Source organism: Metabacillus sediminilitoris (assembly GCF_009720625.1).
In the GTDB taxonomy this organism is placed as follows: domain Bacteria; phylum Bacillota; class Bacilli; order Bacillales; family Bacillaceae; genus Metabacillus; species Metabacillus sediminilitoris.
The window spans coordinates 2114973-2132528 of the sequence record NZ_CP046266.1 but is presented as its reverse complement, the minus strand read 5'-3'; the positions used below and the strand labels follow the sequence as shown (position 1 = coordinate 2132528).

At 38.7% G+C, this 17556-nt stretch carries 13 protein-coding genes and 2 pseudogenes; 3 read left to right on the top strand and 12 right to left on the bottom strand.

What is annotated here, in order from left to right; all coding sequences use genetic code 11:
- The first annotated feature begins 267 nt into the window (after window positions 1–267).
- The gene (locus GMB29_RS10140) at window positions 268–2265 is read left to right on the top strand and encodes an oxidoreductase (protein ID WP_168733944.1); all 1998 of its coding nucleotides are present in this window, start codon (window positions 268–270) and stop codon (window positions 2263–2265) included.
- Window positions 2266–2734: 469 nt separating this feature from the next.
- On the opposite strand, the pseudogene GMB29_RS10135 reads toward GMB29_RS10140, so the two are convergent.
- The 3 genes and pseudogenes from GMB29_RS10135 to GMB29_RS10125 form a co-directional block, all read right to left on the bottom strand.
- Window positions 2735–3134 (bottom strand): annotated as a pseudogene (locus GMB29_RS10135) (M48 family metallopeptidase); the annotation flags it as partial.
- Between the two features lie 124 nt (window positions 3135–3258).
- On the bottom strand, window positions 3259–3630 hold the full coding sequence (locus GMB29_RS10130; RefSeq protein WP_136357520.1) for a Na-translocating system protein MpsC family protein: 372 nt from the start codon (window positions 3628–3630) through the stop codon (window positions 3259–3261).
- A gap of 63 nt (window positions 3631–3693) precedes the next feature.
- Window positions 3694–4335: a trimeric intracellular cation channel family protein gene (locus tag GMB29_RS10125; RefSeq protein WP_136357518.1), complete on the bottom strand. Its 642-nt coding sequence runs from the start codon at window positions 4333–4335 to the stop codon at window positions 3694–3696.
- Window positions 4336–4938: 603 nt separating this feature from the next.
- On the opposite strand from GMB29_RS10125, the pseudogene GMB29_RS28035 reads away from it, so the two are divergent.
- Window positions 4939–5362, top strand: a pseudogene (locus GMB29_RS28035) (MerR family transcriptional regulator).
- A gap of 527 nt (window positions 5363–5889) precedes the next feature.
- Here GMB29_RS28035 and GMB29_RS10115 read toward each other — a convergent pair.
- On the bottom strand, window positions 5890–6777 hold the full coding sequence (locus GMB29_RS10115) for a DMT family transporter (RefSeq protein WP_136357514.1): 888 nt from the start codon (window positions 6775–6777) through the stop codon (window positions 5890–5892).
- Between the two features lie 348 nt (window positions 6778–7125).
- Here GMB29_RS10115 and GMB29_RS10110 point away from each other — a divergent pair, with 348 nt between their 5' ends.
- Complete coding sequence (locus GMB29_RS10110; protein WP_136357512.1) at window positions 7126–8028, top strand: LysR family transcriptional regulator; 903 nt, start codon at window positions 7126–7128, stop codon at window positions 8026–8028.
- Window positions 8029–8474: 446 nt separating this feature from the next.
- On the opposite strand, the gene GMB29_RS10105 is transcribed toward GMB29_RS10110, so the two are convergent.
- The 8 genes from GMB29_RS10105 to GMB29_RS10070 form a co-directional block, all read right to left on the bottom strand.
- Window positions 8475–9773 carry a (Fe-S)-binding protein gene (locus GMB29_RS10105; protein WP_136357570.1) on the bottom strand — a complete coding sequence of 433 codons (1299 nt, stop codon included), beginning with the start codon at window positions 9771–9773 and terminating at the stop codon, window positions 8475–8477.
- A gap of 41 nt (window positions 9774–9814) precedes the next feature.
- Window positions 9815–11257, bottom strand: coding sequence for an FAD-binding oxidoreductase (locus GMB29_RS10100; protein ID WP_227551654.1), 1443 nt, complete (start codon window positions 11255–11257; stop codon window positions 9815–9817).
- A 376-nt stretch (window positions 11258–11633) separates the two neighbouring features.
- Window positions 11634–12986, bottom strand: a complete 1353-nt coding sequence (locus GMB29_RS10095) for a TRAP transporter large permease (protein WP_136357510.1) — start codon at window positions 12984–12986, stop codon at window positions 11634–11636.
- Complete coding sequence (locus GMB29_RS10090) at window positions 12983–13468, bottom strand: TRAP transporter small permease (RefSeq protein WP_136357508.1); 486 nt, start codon at window positions 13466–13468, stop codon at window positions 12983–12985. Before GMB29_RS10090 ends, GMB29_RS10095 begins: the two co-directional genes overlap by 4 nt.
- 6 nt (window positions 13469–13474) lie before the next feature.
- Window positions 13475–14503, bottom strand: coding sequence for a DctP family TRAP transporter solute-binding subunit (locus GMB29_RS10085; RefSeq protein WP_136357506.1), 1029 nt, complete (start codon window positions 14501–14503; stop codon window positions 13475–13477).
- Between the two features lie 890 nt (window positions 14504–15393).
- Window positions 15394–16164 carry an SDR family NAD(P)-dependent oxidoreductase gene (locus tag GMB29_RS10080; RefSeq protein ID WP_168733943.1) on the bottom strand — a complete coding sequence of 257 codons (771 nt, stop codon included), beginning with the start codon at window positions 16162–16164 and terminating at the stop codon, window positions 15394–15396.
- A 284-nt stretch (window positions 16165–16448) separates the two neighbouring features.
- The gene (locus GMB29_RS10075; RefSeq protein ID WP_211091273.1) at window positions 16449–17216 is read right to left on the bottom strand and encodes an SDR family oxidoreductase; all 768 of its coding nucleotides are present in this window, start codon (window positions 17214–17216) and stop codon (window positions 16449–16451) included.
- Window positions 17217–17238: 22 nt separating this feature from the next.
- Window positions 17239–17556 (bottom strand): Zn-ribbon domain-containing OB-fold protein, encoded by a 318-nt coding sequence (locus GMB29_RS10070; RefSeq protein ID WP_136357499.1) that lies wholly within the window; start codon window positions 17554–17556, stop codon window positions 17239–17241.

Genomic DNA, 17556 nt, shown 5'->3' with positions numbered 1-17556 from the left:
TTGCATCAATAAGAGCTTATTTTCTTGCTTAGATCATGCTTCTAATCAATACCGACATAATGATTGATTAGTTTGAACCTTTAATGCATCACCAAATGCAAAAAAGGTTCGTTTTTATCTTCATTGTACAACAAATCAGAACGAACAATTATGAATTTTCAAAAAATAGATCACATTACTCAATTGCAGCTGAAAATGTAACGTCTGAAAATGATTGGCATGATTTTTGCTAAATAATCTATAAACCTTTTTAGGGAGTGAATGTACATGACACACTTTAAGCATTTATTTAGTCCAATCACAATTGGCTTTACTGAATTGAAAAATAGAATATTAAGTACTGCACACCAAACAAATCATGTCATTGATGGTATTCCAACTCCTGATATGACAGCTTATCACGTTGAAAGGGCAAAAGGCGGAGCGGGATTGCTTATATTAGAAGCCGCCGCGGTTCACCCATCAGGTATGCTGACGACACATACAATTGCTGGATATGATCAAAATGTTGTCCCAGCCTATTTAGACCTTACGAATGAAGTCCATCAATATGGCACGAAAGTTTTTCAACAATTATTTCATGGAGGAAGAGAAGTCGTTTCTAGTGACTATCGCAGTCCGGCTTGGGCACCATCTGCCATTCCTAGTTTACGATTTGGTACGATGCCAAGACCGATGAGTACGGAAGAGATTAAAGAGGTCATCGAAGGTTTTGCGATTTCAGCAAAACTAGCAAAAGCTGGAGGACTGGATGGAGTTGAAATCTGTTGTTCACACGGATATCTGCCTGCCCAATTTTGGTCGGAGCATACAAATCATCGTACGGATGAATACGGGGGATCTTTTCAAAATCGAATGAGGTTTATCGTTGAAGTAATGGAGCGGGTATGGCAGGAGGTTGGCGAGGATTTCACAGTTGGGATACGAATGAGTGCAGATGAAATGACAATGGATGGTACAGATGTAAAAGACGCGGTTAAAATCGTCGAATATTTAGTGGATCAAGTAAGGGTGGATTTTGTTAATGTCACAGCTGGAGATTCTAGCACATATGCAGGTTCTACGCATATTGTCCCCCCTTCTCCGATGAAACATGCCTATGTTTCCCCACAAGCGTTCAAAATACGAATGGCTGGAGCGGTACCGGTATTTGTAGGATCCCGCATTGTAGACCCGCAGGAAGCAGAGCAAATTGTAGCAACCGGGAAAGCCGATTTAGTGGGAATGACTCGATCATTAATCGTTGATCCAGAACTGCCGAATAAAGCTGAATCGGGAAATCACCATTTAATTGATGCCTGCCTCGGCTGCCTTCAAGCATGTATCGGTCATTATCATAAAGGGTTAGCAATCGGATGTGTGCAAAATCCATCAACGGGAAAAGAAAGACAGGTGCAAGTGCTTAAGGAACGTCCAAGAGAGAAAAAGAAAGTGCTAGTCATAGGTGCAGGTCCAGCTGGTTTAAAAGCCGCCTTAACGTTAGATGAATTTGGACATGAAGTCATTTTAGCAGATAAGGCCGAAGAAATCGGTGGATTATTGCATACATTAAAACGTGCACCAATGAGACAAGAACTAGCCGAAACAATGCTTGATAATTATAGAAGAAAGTTATCCATTAGTCATGTAAAGGTCAAACTCGGATGGAACATTCAACCATCAGATGTTATAAAAATTTCCCCGGACATAATATTCTGTGCGATCGGTTCAAGACCGCTTATTCCAAACATCCCGGGAATTAACGATCCAAGGGTCATAACAGTCGATGACCTTTTTAATCAGGGGAGTAAAACAATCGGAAAACATGTATTAGTATTTGATTTTGGCGGTGATTGGCCTGGAATGGAAGCGGCCATTGAATTAGCAGAAAAAGGGCACCATGTGACATTCATTTCTTCAAAACTTTATATTGGAGAAGAAGTTCATCAATATGTACGAAATGAATATTTAAAGAAGCTTTATCAACTAAACATAAAGATGATTCCTCATTATGATTTAGGTGAAATCAAAAACAATCAAGTCATTATTCGAAACTTATTTTCATATGAGAAAGAAACGCTAGAAAATTGGGATTCCATCGTCTTATCACAAGGACGTGTCCCAAATGTGGAACTTTACGAAAAAATTAAACATTCAGCTTCTGAGGTTTATCAAATAGGTGATTGCTTAGCACCAAGAACATTAGAAGAAGCCACATTTGAAGGATTCATGACATCTTTACAAATAGGTGTCCAAGGCAAAAAAACAGCAGTGGAAACATGGTAGAGTAAATCAATCTATTACAATCTAAAAAAGTGTCTTTGATGCGGAGAGCTCTCACTGTATAGGTGTTACGCTCTCCTTTTACTGTTATCTGTATACTTCCCGATTAATTCCCTCTAGATGCAAAAACAGCTTGATTTTAAGCATGTGATTTATGATAATCTCCGAAGATTATTAAAGCAGGAGACGAGTTTCTTTCTTCCTTTTTAGCTTTGAATGAAATCTTTTATATCAGCGTTCGCCTATATATTATAAATTTCGGCGAACGCTGATATATCTAAATTTTCGCTGATATATCTAAAATTTCGCCGATATATCCAAATTTTCGCTGATATATTGTCTGAGCCTTCTCTGTTTTTAATCTATTAAAAACTTAATATAAATAATTGTGATTTATATTGTTGATAAATAAAAAACGTTCCTTACATTGTGTAAGAAACGTTGGACTTCTAAATTCAGTTATCGGTGGCCTCTAAACAGTCATATTCCAAATTGTTAAAGACAGCCAGTTCTCTTTTTCCTTGTAGTCCGGCATGATTTTTCCAACCAGGCGCCAGAAGAAGCGGTCGTGATTTAGATGGACCATGTGACACATTTCGCGAACGGCGACATAGTCAATGACCTTACGCGGTGCCGTTGCCAGCCTCCAATTAAATGTTAATTGCTGCTTTGAATCACAGATTTCCCATGTTGTTTTACTGTCCGTAATCCGTATTGAACGTGGATTTGTTTTAAAGTGACGTGATAGGAAGAGATACTCTTCTCCACTGTGCCCTACTCTGCTGGTAATAAAATCGTTTTAATGCTTGTTAGATTTTTTCATCTTCAAACTGCTTTACATAGATATGCAGTATTTCTCCTTCAAACCTGACATGTTCCTGCGTTATAACTCTGGTTACTTTAATTAAGAGATCTTAGGCTGATCAGCTGCTGATACCTCGTAATATACCAAGAGGTCTCTTTTTATTTCAATCCTCAAGGATTGGTTTCATGTATTTAATTTTTACTTTCACTATTGACCATGATAGGTTTATCAAAAACAAAAACCGTCATCGCCGTATCAATTTCTATATCAATATCTGTAAAAATACTCACAACTTTTGCATCCATCATTTCCTCAAGTTTATTCACCGGGATAGGATCCTTATAGATATTTTTCACTAATTCGGTTCTTGCTTCATGAACCATAATCTGTCCCTCTTTTGACTTAATCATAAACTTTTCAACATTCGTTAAATTTCCTTTCATCTCACAAATGACCCATGGACCTACAATACGAGTATTAATTTCTCTTGGTCCATTTCCAATGTGTTCCTTTCTTATTTCGCGGATCAGCATACTAAATTTATGTTCCAAATTCTTTGTCATTCTTGCTCTCCTTATATCATCATGTTTTTTATATCATTCGTTAGCAATTTCCGAAACCTTCATTCATACAGAGTTATTATGTTTTTCAGATCGATTGAAAGGTAGTTTTAGTTTTTTCCATTTATGAAGTTTTAATCTCCATTTATAACGAATCGATAACATACGAATAAATACAACGAACACAACTATGGTCGTCAATTCAATAGGACTGTTCCACCCAGACCCAATGCAAATCGCACACAAAATTGTAAGTACAGCATGGATTTCTTCCTTTAAAGCAAGTGGGGTTCTACCTGCTAACAAATCTCGTACCATTCCACCTCCAACACCAGTAAACATAGAAGCAATGACAATAATGCCTAGATCATGCTGCAGACTTTTTGCTAATAGTCCCCCTTGTATGGCAAAGGAAGCAAGACCGATAGAGTCAAAGAAATGTCCCCATCGTTTCCAATGATTAATCCATTTCCTCTCAACAAATATGATGATCGTTAGCGTTATAAGTACAATCAATAAGGATTGACGATCCCATATGTCAGAAATAGGGATATCGAGAACTAAGTTTCGAATCACTGCCCCGCCATAAGACGTTGTAAGTCCAAGGACAAAGATTCCAATAAAAGAATATTTGGCCTGCATAGCAACAAATGCCCCACTAGCTGCATAAGCAATAATTCCGATTATGTGTAAAACTGACCAAGTCAATTGATTTTTCCCCCTTATAATTATGATAAGTCTTTTTCTTCGAAGTAAGTGACTTGATTAAATTGTGTATAGTAGGAAGGCTTTCACTCTCACAATTTCAGACAATGTAAACTCTCCCTTTTTACAAAATTAAAAGCCCGCCATAAAATAGTGTGTGCATGACTTTACACAAACTATTTTATGGCGGGCTAATATCTAAGCAGTTTATCCTACTTGTTATCCATCTCACCATTAAACATATAAAAAAGACATAGAAGTAGGCAATTTGGCATTACTTAACATCCATGAACTTTTAGAATTTAATTATAATGCTTTTTTTATGTACTTTCAATAACAAATCTCCTTCAGAACAAAGTACGTAGAAAAAGCCCCCCCTATACTTATCACGCATAAAACGCCATGTCCTTATGTTTTGCATGATCTTTGAACATCCTGTCCTTCGTCAGATCTTTACGGGCAGTTATCTCCCACTTTCCTTCTTTGTTTCTCTCGAATCTTGATGCAGGAGTCTTACTGCCCGTTAAGAATGGGATAAATAGATCACCTTCTAAATCAAGAGATTTCGAATAACTTTTAAATAAATTTTTACGAGGAGGTCTAACAATGTATACAGTTAAAGAAGTTGCCAAACTACTTGAGTTAACCGATCATACTGTTCGCTTTTATACTGATAAAGGGTTAGTTCCAAATTTAAAACGTGACAAAAATAATAATCGTCTATTTGATGATGATTCAATAAAATGGCTTATAGGTGCAAAAAAATATAATATGATGTGGGATGTCAGTGGAAGACATTAAAAAATATGTAGATCTAAGTTTGAAAGGTGATTCTACCATTCAGGAACGTTATGAAATAATACTGAAGCAAAAAGAGGCTGCTCTAGCTCAATTAGAGGAAGCTAAATTAATGGCAGAGTTTATGATAAAAAAAGAAAAACACTATCGTGACATTATGGATCAGGTGATCCCTGATGATACCAATCCTGGCAAATGGCAAAAAGATAAAATGCCGATGGCTCATTTATAACTAGATTTATATAGAAGAAAAAGCATAAACTAAAAAAAAGACTGTTCGGTGCTAGAACACCAAACAGTCATACAAATAGCTAGGTTCTCTTCAAGGGAATCAGTGATGTTGGCAAATAATCCACCCTATCGCCGTGCTAAGCTCAAGGGTGATTATTTTTTGTCTCTAAAAGTTATGATGGGCAACACTAAACTAGCAAATGCTATCATGAGCATTAAGGTTTGCTCCAAAACTATATTCTCGTTAAAGGTAAAATTGACCTTGTCAGACACCATTCTTTCCCTATGCTGAACGAATGATTTCTTGCTCGATAGACTTTGCAAGTTGGACCGTTTCAAAGTCCACAAATTATCTATCGAATCAGATAGATCTCACCCAAAAGTTGGAGACTAGAAAGAATTGAATTCACATTCTTCGAGACTAGTTGATATTAATTAATTCATATGTTTGAGAACTAAATCATCCTAAGATCGAGAATTAATACATAAATTTAAATATTGTTAATTTACTTGATATTGTCTTTCCGTCTAAAGTCCTTTATTCACAACATTTGATTCTACCTTACAAGTTTCGTGAGTACTTTTACTATTTACAATCCATATTCCTACCAGTACTAATAATATCCCTGCTAATGTTGCTATTTTTAAGTTTTCATCCAAAAATATGAATCCAGAAATGACACCCACGATGGGAACTAGTAGTAACGAAATCGATGCTTTGCTTGCTTCTGTATGTCTCAAAATATGATTCCACATGACAAAAGCCAAGGCAGAGGCTACAACCCCGGAAAACAGAATATAAACGACCGGCATGAATCCCCAATTCGATTCACCGTGTTCAAATGAAAGAGTATATACCAATAATCCCATCGCTCCAATTGTCATTTGCCAAGTGGTAAATTGAATGGTATCACAATGCTTTAATTTCAGTTTATATAGCAAGTTAGCTATAGCCCAAGAAATAGCGGAGCTTAGTGCCAGTAACACTGTCCAAATGGATCCTCCTAAATGGATGTTCATTGCAAGAAACAAACCCACTATGCCTATTATAATTCCAAACGTCTTTCTTGCCGTCAACCGTTCACCGGGAATCCACCTATGTGCCATTATTGATAGAAAAAGCGGCATGCTGTAGGTCAAAACAGATGTAAGACCTGCACTAATGTAGTTAAGCGATAGTTGAATAGCAATATTAAAATAAGTTGTTTGTAGCAGCCCAACTAGAACCAACCACTTGAAATCCGATTTATTTGGCAGTGGTATTTTTCTCATCAAACACACACCTAGGAGGACGAAGGAACCGGTTAAAAATCGCAATGCAGCAAACTCTCCAGGAGGAAAAACGCCATTTCCTAATTTCATGATAACAAAATTAAATCCCCATATCAGACATAAAATGGCCATCGCAGCATTCATACGAAAAATTCTCTCCCTTAAATAATTATTCTTTTAGAAGTCTGAAGAAGATCATTCAACAAACGTTTGAGTTTCACAATTTTATCTAGTGTGCTAGAACCATAGATCGTAGTCCAATTAAATTTCTCGGTCGTTAGGTGTGTCCGTTCCTCGACCAGTTCTCAAATTTCACAGGTAGCTAACAACCGAAGATCAGCATAAAGGTTTTGACGAAATCTAGTCCATTTGTTTTCTTCATTCCATCTTCCTTCCTTTATAAAAAACTTTACAACTGGAATCAATTAGTGTCTAATATATAAAAATCATATTTTTAAGTCGTAAAACGACTTAATCGGAAGGAGTAAGACCGTGGAACTGCGTCAACTTAAATATTTTACTGTTGTGGCAGAAGAGTTGCATTTTGGTCGTGCTGCATTACGTTTACAGATGACACAGCCACCTTTAAGTCAACAGATTTTACAACTTGAAAGTGAACTGGGAGTAAAGTTGTTTGAGAGATCAAAAAGACATGTAGAGCTGACAAATGCGGGAAAGATTTACTTGCAAGAGGTTCTCCTCGTTCTTACCAAATTAGAGGAGGCTAAAGCTTCAGCACTTAGGGCACAAAATGGAATGGTTGGACGGTTAGTGGTGGGGTTTGTTGGATCTGCAACATTTGATATTCTTCCTATCATTGTTCGGGGGTTTCAGGAACAGTTTCCAAACGTAGATTTAATTCTTCACGAGATGCCTACACCAATGCAAATTGAGGCATTTCATAATAAGGAAATTGATATTGGTTTTGTAAGACCTCCTATTTTTGATCCGCTTTTATCACTCTTGTCAGTTTATCAAGAGTCATGTATCGCTGTCGTACCGAAGTTACATCCATTTGCGCAACGAGCTTCAATTTCATTGGAGGATCTGAGCAAGGAACAATTCATATTGGTGGAGAGGGAAATTTGGCCGAGTTGGTACGATGATGTCATCTCAAAATGTCACGATGCTGGTTTCAGCCCAATCATACGTCAAGGTGTGAAAGAAATACAGACAGTAATAGGGTTGGTTGCGTCAGGACTGGGTATTAGTATCGTACCAAGATCAACATCGAATTTTCATGTGCGGGATGTCACGTATGTGAACATCGAACAAGAAGCCCCACGTGTAGAAATGAGTCTTGCCTGGCGAACGAATGAAAATTCAAATTTAGTTAAACAATTTCTCGATACAGCAACAAAATTCATTGATTGCGGAAAGCATAGCAAAGGTTAAATGACATCGTGTTAAACCAACTAATACAATCCAAATTATCTTTAAAATAAGCAAAAAACCCTGCCTACTTAAGCTTATGTAAACTTCATCAAAAGGAAGTCTGATACGATCTGAACCATTATAGACATGAACAAGCAGTACATCTATCCTTTAGCTTTTCTTTGCTGTTTCTATATAAAGAACAAAACATACTTTCCTTGCTGAAGTTATTGTCGCAAATTTGTATGTACCTTGCTTGTTTTTCATAGCCTAAGAGGTTCGGAATGAGACCATTCCGAACCCCTTTATCGACAAACTGAGGATTATCAAATTTTCTGCTCAGCTTCTTTCGTTCATAATTCTATTGAAATCTTCTACTGATTTAGTTATTTCTTTTCATTAATCTAGTAGCAATATAAAAAGGCATCTAAAGCATGTATCCTGAGGCCCTCTCCTATTCCCTAATTCTAAAGTGCTCTGGCTAATAAATCCATGATATGGATTGCTTCTATTTTATCTTGCATACCCGTGCGGATGATTCCTTGCTTCATTTGAAGCAAACAACCTGGATTAGATGTAACAATTAGGTGAGCCTTTGTTTTCTTTACATCTTCCATCTTATCGTCCAATATCTGCATAGACATATCATAATTGGTCATATTGTAGATTCCCGCAGAACCACAGCAGCTATCTGCCTGATGCAATTCAACATATTGGGCTCCGGGAATACTACGAATGAGCTCACGCGGCTGATTTCGAATGCCTTGTCCGTGAGCCAAATGGCAGGAGTCCTGATAGGTGATACGAACATTCATTGGTTTGGTAAATGAAAGAGGAGGCAATTCTGCGAGTAATTCATTAGCATCGCGCATTTTTTCTACAAAAGCCATGGCGCGCTCCTTCCATTCCGGTTCATCATGGAACCAATGGTGGTACTCCTTTAAAGCAGCTCCACAGCCACCCGCATTATTGACAACAAAATCCACATTCGCTTTCTCAAACGCTTCAATATTTCGTTTGGCCAGTCCCTTCGCCCCATTCATTTCACCTGAGTGAGCATGCAGAGCACCGCAACAGGATTGATTTTCAACAAAGACTACATCACATCCTGCCTTTGTTAACAATCGGGCGGTTGCCTGATTGGTTTCATAGAACATGACATCCATCACGCATCCGGTGAAAAGTCCAACGGTAAAGAGTTTTTCCTTTTCGGCGTTCATTTTTAGCTGCCGCTTCTTTCTTTCTTTGGGAGAAGCAACTGTTTCCACCGCTTCTTGCATTTCAGCCAACGGACGGGGAAGAACCTTGATTAACCCGGTTTTGCTCGCTAAGTTTTGAAGGCCTGCTGCCTGGGCAGCCCATAATACAGTCCCCATCCATTCCATCCGTTTCGGATGGGGAAACAGGTGTTCAAATGCGATTTTGCGAGCCAACGGTGGCTTGGCTTGACTCTTTTTATTTTCCTCTATGACTACACGAGCCGTTTCGATTAAGCTTCCGTACGCGACACCTGCGGGACAGGCCGTTTCGCAGGCTCGACAACCTAAACAGGCAAACATATTTTTCTCGAATTCATGATCAATTGACAGTTTCTCGTTGGCTACTCCTTTCATCAAGGCAATACGTCCGCGTGGACCATAGGATTCTAGTCCTGTTTGACGAAAAGTCGGGCAGGCAGGTAAGCAAAATCCGCAATGCATACAGTTCATGATTTCATCCATATCGAATTTACGCAGCACCCCTTCGCCCGTTTTGGTTAATTTCATCGATTCACAGGGCTTCGCCTCAGTGGCTTTGGCATTTGCACTCATTTTTTCACCACCAGCCTGCGACGTTCACTATTGGCAAAGATCTTACCGGGATTCATGATATTGTTAGGGTCAAAAGCTTCTTTGATCTGTCGCATCAGTTCAATGCCGCCTTCTCCGACTTTCAAATGCAAATAATTCATCTTGGCAAGACCAACTCCATGCTCTCCTGTAATCGTCCCTCCAAGTCGTATGGCAGTATGAAAGATTTCCTCAAAGGCTAGTTCCACTCGGTGTATTTCCTCTTTGTCACGTTCGTCGGTCATACAGGTAGGGTGTAAATTTCCATCCCCTGCATGGCCAAAGGTACAAATCTGGACTTGATATTTTTCAGCGATGCGTTCTACCTCTTCGACAATCTCTGCCAGTCGGGAGCGGGGAACGGTTGCGTCTTCCAAAATTGTGGTCGGTCTTAAGCGAGATAGGGCAGAGAGAGCCGCCCTCCTAGCAGCAAGTAACCTGGCACCATCTTCCATCGTTTTTGATACTTGAACAATGGAGGCCCCTTCTTGTTTTGCAATCTCAGCAATTCTCTCAATATCACGGGTTACCAATTCCTCTGGCCCATCCTGTTCAACCAAGAGCATCGCTTTCATTTCCAGTGGTAAACCCAGTTTAGCAAAGTCGTCCACGACCTTCATGGTCCCTTGATCCATAAATTCCATTGTGGCTGGAATAATTTTAGACGAAATGACCTTTTCGACCGTTTTTGCTGCGTCTACTAGTTTCGTAAAGTAAGCGACTAATGTTCGTTTGGTTTCCGGAAGAGGCAGGAGTTTTAAGGTAATCTCGGTAATAACAGCAAGAGTTCCTTCAGAACCAACCAAAAGTCTCGTCATGTCATATCCTGCTACATCTTTCACATTTTTCCCGCCTGACCGCAAGACCGCTCCTGAAGGCAGCACATATTCAAGCCCCATAATATAATCTTTCGTTACCCCATATTTAAGACCGCGCATGCCTCCTGCACACTGTGCCATATTTCCGCCAACCGTAGAAATTCGCATGCTTCCCGGATCTGGCGGGTAAAATAAACCCGCTGCTTCTACTGCATTATGAAGGTCTGCGGTAACTACACCAGGACCAATTGTAGCTGTTAAATTTTTTTGATCGATTTCAATTATTTGATTAAAGCGCGTCATATTCAACACAATTCCACCATGAACAGGAATCGTGCTTGCCGCTAAGTTCGTTCCGGATCCCCTGGGTATAATCGGAATTTGATGTTCATTTGCAATTTTTAACACTTCTGAAACTTCTTTGGTCGTTCCCGGCATCACAACCGCATCTGGCATCGATTGAAAAATAGGTGTAGCATCATAGGAATACGTATACAAATCATTTGGACTATCAAGATACCACTTTTCACCTACGATCGATTGGAGCTGTTTTTTCATGACAGGACTAATTTTACTGTCTTTTTTCATTCCAGTGGTTTGCATAAGCCCTCCTGTTAATCGTGTGACTTTTATTGATTTAGATCTATTTAATAAATGCTCAGAAGATGACAAGTAAACCGGAAAAAATTATGGATGTTTCTGTAAGGAAACAAATATAACAGCCATTTAGATATATAGATTCTTAGTTTTTGCTTAGTATTGGGATTGGAAACATCGCTTCAATTATTTAGAAAAGGAGTAGCTGTCATTTTGCAGCTACTTCCTTTCTTCTATTTATCGATATACATTTATACTTGGCTCTATCAAGAATGCTCCCTTTCCTTATACAATGAATCTCTGTTTACAGTACTGTCTGAATCAGATAATACCTTTTAAATGTTGTATATAAGGTGTAAGCCAACGCCTTTTTTCTGTTTATTTACTTCACACCTAACAAATTAGGAAGGTATGTAGAAATACTAGGAATAAATGTAATTAACAGCAAAACGATAATGGCTGATATAAGAAAAGGAAGCGTGCTTTTGGATATCTGATATAGTTTCACCCTGCCGATTCCGCTAGCAACATAAAGATTAACACCTACAGGCGGTGTAAAGAGCCCAATCGCTAAGTTTACAGTCATAAAAACACCAAATACGGTCGGATCCACATTCAAAGATAGAATGATTGGAGTTAAAATCGGTACGAAGATATAAAAGGCTGAAACAGCGTCTATAAAAGCACCTGCAATAAGTAAGATTAAATTGATAAGCAACAAAATAACAATTGGATTAGAGCTTAGAGCCAGCATTGAATCTGCCATGGATTGGGCAATTTGCTCTGTTGTAATAATATATGCAAAGAGCGACGCCGAGCTAACGATGAGCATAATGACCGCTGTCTGTGCACCTGCTTCGTACAATATCTTATAAATCGTGTTTAGCTTCAGATCTTTGTAAATAAAAACTCCTACAAAGAAGCCGTAAAAGACTGCAACAACTGCTGCTTCTGTCGGTGTAAAAACACCTCCATAAATTCCGCCTAATATGATGACTGGCATTAACAAGCCCCAAATGGCATCTTTAAATGCACGCGCGATATCTTTTGTCTTTTCTAAATCTGATGCTCCAGCGACAATTCCAAATTTCGTACTCATGTTCTCTTGTTCTTTTGCTGTAATGACCGAGACATCCTTATTCCTTACATATATTGCTGCAACAATAAAGCCGACTCCAAGCAGTATTCCTGGAATAACACCAGCTAAAAATAGCCTTTCAATTGAAATGTTCAATTGCCCACCTGCTACAATAGCAAAGACAATCATGGCAATACTTGGTGGAATCACGATGCCAATAGCTCCTGAACTAGCTAACAAAGCACTAGCTGACTCTTTTTTCATTCCGTTTTTCACCAGGGCAGGAATTAAAATGCCCCCAATTGCAGCAACCGTTGCTGGTCCTGATCCTGAAATGGCCGCAAAGAATATTGCTGTTAAAACCGTTACAAAAATCATGCCACTTTTATAATGGCCGACACATGCATAGGCAAAATTGATTAACCTTTTTGAAATCCCTGCATATTCCATAATCACACCCGCAAGAATAAAAAATGGTATGGATAGCAGTGTGAATTTTGAGACACTGGCATATAAAATATCTGGCAATAGTGTAAAGCTTGAAGGACCCCAATTGAGAAATAACACGACTAGAGAAGAAGCAGCTAAAGAAATGGCAATCGGCACCTGCAATAAAACCAATATGGCAAATAGACCAAATAACAATATAGCTGTCATGCGCGCGTTTCCTCCTCTTCCTTTAATGATTTCCATCCGGTGATGCCAGATTCAATAGCACGATAAAGACAGAACAGGCCTCCAATTGGGAGTGTCATGGAGAAAATCCATTGCTCCCAGCCTAATACTGGAGTTGTCAAGTTCCTGTCCATTTGAAACATCATCATATCAAACCCATAATAAACCAGTAGGAAGAATACAATTGAAATAACCGATGTTGAAAATACGATGAGGATTTTTTTTAATAACAACCCGGATTTTTCAAATAAAAGAGAAAAACCAAGATGCGCGTTCATCCTTAACCCTACAGCTGCACCTAGAAAAGATAGGAGTACAAAAAGGTTCACAGTGATTTCTTCAGTAAAAGATAAAGGATAATGGAAAAAATAGCGTGACATGACATTCGCGAATGTGATAACACACATCACAAGCATCGTAACAGCCAGCAGCACATTTTCAATACGGCTTAAGATCTTTGACATCACAGCTTATCTCCCCTCTGAACTCTGCTGAAATTTATCTAGTAATTCACTGCCCCAAACGGGTTCGTATTTTTGATAGATGCTTTCCGAAGCATTTCTGAACGCTTCGATTTCTTCATCATTAGGATAGTAGAGTTCCATTCCGGCAGCCTTTAGTTCTTCAATTTGTTTTTGTTCTGTTTCACGTGCCTTTTCAATTTGGAATTTGGTTGCTTTTTTTCCTGCATCTAGAAGGATCTTTTGATCTTCCGGATGCATGCTGTCGAATTTTTCTTTATTCATCCCAAATATAAGCGGGTCATAGGAGTAATTCCACATGCTTAAATATTTTTGGACTTCTTCAAGTTTTGAGGATTTAATCACATCAATTGGATTTTCCTGCCCATCAATGGTTCCTTGCTGCAAGGCAGTAAACACTTCTGAAAATGACATGGCGGTCGGATCAGCTCCAAGGTTTCTCCACAAATCTGTATACATTTTAATACCTGGTATGCGTATTTTTAGATTTTGTAAATCCTCAGGTTCTTTAATTGGGTGGACATTATTCGTCACTTGTCTGAAACCGCTTTCCCCAAAACCCAGAAGTTGGATTTCATTTTCCTTTAGAATCTCTTTTAACGCTTCTCCGCCTTCCCCATTCATCGCTCTGTCAGCTTCTTCTAATTTTTTGAATAGGAACGGTGCCGTAACGACTCCTAACCGCTTTTCAAAAACCGAATAAATAATTGGAGAATGGAAACTGATGTCAGTAGAGCCCTTCATTAACATTTCCACGCCCTTCCCTGGATCACCAGCTGAAAGTTGTTCATTCGGGTATATTTTTACTTTAATCCGCCCTTCCGTTTTTTCTTCTACCTCATCTGCAAAAAGTTTTGCACCCATATACCACGTAGAAGATTCAGAAGTTGTAATGGATAATTTCAAATTATAGTTGCCTTTTTCTTTTGCAGCACCAGTGCTTACTGTACCGCATCCCGCTGTTAGCAACAAAAGGAAAGCGCTCATAATGAGAAGTGCCACCTTTTTTAATTTCATACTCCCTACCCCCTTTTTAGATTTAACTTTGTTATTACTAAAATTGAAGAATGCTAATTCAGTTCTTCTTCCATCCAGGAAGTTCATTACCTAAACTAAATATCCTCGTTTCGCTAGAGTAGTAGGTATACGATACGATTGTTTCATTGCTATCCTTTAAAATGGGATGGATGACTAACCGGGTGAATATAAAGGTGCCTCGTAAATTGGTGCCTAAATCCAGGATCAAGATATCATCTGGGCTGTTCGTTAAATCCACCCGGCCGCAGGTACCCGCATGATTAACAGCAATATCAATCCTTTTTTGTTAGCGGTTTCATTTTTTAGGGAGGAAAATGACAAACACTGCACTTTGGAGTATGTGTATAAGCACAGGAAGCTCCGTTACCTGTTCGTTATTCAATGATGTTTTTCATATCGTCTAACCAACGGATTTTCTATTTCCCTCTTTATGTAAATGACTATTGTTCTGTGTCCCCCCTTTTCCTTATCCTTATCCTTATCCTTATTAAATACTTTTGCAAGTTCCATACCAATAAGCAGTGTTTCAATAAACTAATGCCACATCTCGGTTATTACATGTGATACAATCTATAACTTTCTACTAACATTTAAATATTTCCTCTCACTTTTGCAATATTGCCATTGTATTTTTGCAGAATATGGCAATATTACTATAAAAAATACCAAGTAAAATTAAGAAATAGATAATAGGGTCTATAAATGGATCTATCTACTAAAGGACAGTAGAACCACGTGAATTTAAATTTAACTAAAAATTTAAACATTCCTGAATACAATTATTCCGTAGATATAAATTGCAATAGTGTACCAGAAATAGATATCAAATGTTTAAGAGTCATAAGCAATGACAAGTAGATCATGATCGATTATTTCAATGTTAATCCTCCACATATATTTATCGACTGCCCCGTGATATAGCTTGATGCAGGAGATGCTAAAAAAACGACAGACTGTGCAACTTCCTGAGGAAATCCGATTCTTCCTAAAGGGATATGTCCGACATAATCCATTAGTGCCTGCTTGGGTTGAACGCCCGAAATATCTCCCATTGATTCCGACATTTCTCCCAGCAGGTGTGTCTCCATCGCACCAGGACAGATCGCGTTTACCCTAATGCCTTTGTCTGCAAAAGCGACTGCCGCTGTTTTTGTCATACTGATCAACCCTGCTTTAGAAGCCGCATAAGCGACCGATAAAGGTCTCGGACTGTTTGCCGCAATGGATGAAATATTAATAATGGAGCTCCCCTTGGACATGAAGGGAACGACCGCTTGCATGAGAAAAAAAGAAGCTTTCAGATTAATATCCATAACGAAATCCCAGTCTTCCGAAGTAACATCTTGGAGAGGCTTAACTTGATTGACCCCTGCATTATTAACTAATACATGAGGTGAGCCTATTGAATGAACCACATCATCGACTACACTTGAAATCTCATCGATGTTTGACAAATCACACCCCAGTCCATATGCATTAATTCTAAGATCTTTCAACTTTCCTACGGACTGAGCTAAGAGTTCCTCCCTCCGGTCCAATAAAACCACTTCATAATCGTTTACTCCCAGTTCCTTTGCAATTTGTAATCCTAATCCCCTCGCTGCCCCCGTAATGAGGGCAATTTTTCGATTGCTGTTCAAAATCATCCCCCCTTTTTACGTGATGGTTTTGTTTACATTGACTTGGGTATTGTAATTTCAACTCCGACCCTTTAACAAAAGAAAATTCTGTAAATATATACTAATCAGGTGCCGTCCTAGCTTATAAGTTGATCTAAGGAAAATCGAACTGCACAAAACTACACAATGATATACAACTTCCTATTAAACTTTTACCATCACTTCCCTTGCTAGTATCTATCAAATAAGTAAAATAATATTTTACAATTTTGCCGGTAAAATTTCATTTCATTACCTCTTTTGAATTAGCCTATAGCTGCCCCTCCACATACCTTTATCACTTCACCTGTTACATAATCTGCAGAAGCTAAATACACAACTGCATCAGCTATGTCTTCTGGATTGCCCATTCTTTTTATCGCTTGGTTTAATTGATAATTCATTCCTTGAGTAATCGCAGTTTCTATCGGTCCTGGTGCAATGCTATTACAATTAATTCCGAGCTCGCCAACTTCTTTGGCAATCCATTTCGTCATGGCAATAACACCACCTTTTGATGCAGCATATGCTGGACCAGAACGACCATCGTCACCATTCTCTCCTTTATTACCGGATAAAGGACCACCCATAATCCCTGAAATCGAGCTAATATTGATCAATTTCCCAAATCCTTGTTTTTTCATATGGGGATAAATGGCTGCCTGGCAAAAAAGAAATGTACCCCTAAGGTTGGTATCAATATCTCTGAACCACATCTCATCCGTCATGTGCTCTAAATCTAGACGGGAACAAGTACCAGCATTGTTCACCACAACATCCACACGTTTAAAATGTTCAACCGTTTGATTTACTACATTAACAACTTGTTCTCTTTCTCTGATGTCGATACTGAAAGATAACACTTCAACTTCAGGGTTTACTTCATTAATTTGTTGTTTCGTATGTTTGCAGTCTAATAGATCAACAAGCACAATATGAGAACCCTCTTTCGCTAATGCGATGGCTGCAGCTGCACCGATTCCACGTGCGCTTCCAGTTACAATAGATACTTTATTTCTAAGTTTTTGAAACATCTTCATTTCCTCCTTAAGAGATTTAATTATTTATTTGTTCGAACCAATAGATTGAATCTTCTTTTTTACAAAGCTTAACCTCCTGATTAATGCAAGGTTCCCCCTCAACAAGGCGGGCTGTCACGCGTAGACCCTCATCCAGGTCTACTAAAATAACATGATAAGGAGCCTCCGCAGCTAACCTTTCTGGTGCAGCATATATTGTTGTATAAGAATAAATCCGGCCTCTGCCGCTTACCTTTGTTTCTACTAGTTCCTCACTATAACAATGGGGACACATGTACTGCGGTGAAATAAAGTCTTTCATGCAGCCTTCACAAGATAATAAGGTCATATCCAT

Excerpts from the sequence above, each read along its gene's own strand:
- GMB29_RS10070 (WP_136357499.1), bottom strand. The coding sequence starts at position 17,556 with ATGGATATGACCTTATTATCTTGTGAAGGCTGCATGAAAGACTTTATT.
- GMB29_RS10100 (WP_227551654.1), bottom strand. The coding sequence starts at position 11,257 with ATGCAAACCACTGGAATGAAAAAAGACAGTAAAATTAGTCCTGTCATG.
- GMB29_RS10105 (WP_136357570.1), bottom strand. The coding sequence starts at position 9,773 with ATGAAATTAACCAAAACGGGCGAAGGGGTGCTGCGTAAATTCGATATG.
- GMB29_RS10095 (WP_136357510.1), bottom strand. The coding sequence starts at position 12,986 with ATGACAGCTATATTGTTATTTGGTCTATTTGCCATATTGGTTTTATTG.
- GMB29_RS10115 (WP_136357514.1), bottom strand. The coding sequence starts at position 6,777 with ATGAATGCTGCGATGGCCATTTTATGTCTGATATGGGGATTTAATTTT.
- GMB29_RS10085 (WP_136357506.1), bottom strand. The coding sequence starts at position 14,503 with ATGAAATTAAAAAAGGTGGCACTTCTCATTATGAGCGCTTTCCTTTTG.
- GMB29_RS10090 (WP_136357508.1), bottom strand. The coding sequence starts at position 13,468 with ATGTCAAAGATCTTAAGCCGTATTGAAAATGTGCTGCTGGCTGTTACG.
- GMB29_RS10140 (WP_168733944.1), top strand. The coding sequence starts at position 268 with ATGACACACTTTAAGCATTTATTTAGTCCAATCACAATTGGCTTTACT.
- GMB29_RS10130 (WP_136357520.1), bottom strand. The coding sequence starts at position 3,630 with ATGACAAAGAATTTGGAACATAAATTTAGTATGCTGATCCGCGAAATA.
- GMB29_RS10075 (WP_211091273.1), bottom strand. The coding sequence starts at position 17,216 with ATGTTTCAAAAACTTAGAAATAAAGTATCTATTGTAACTGGAAGCGCA.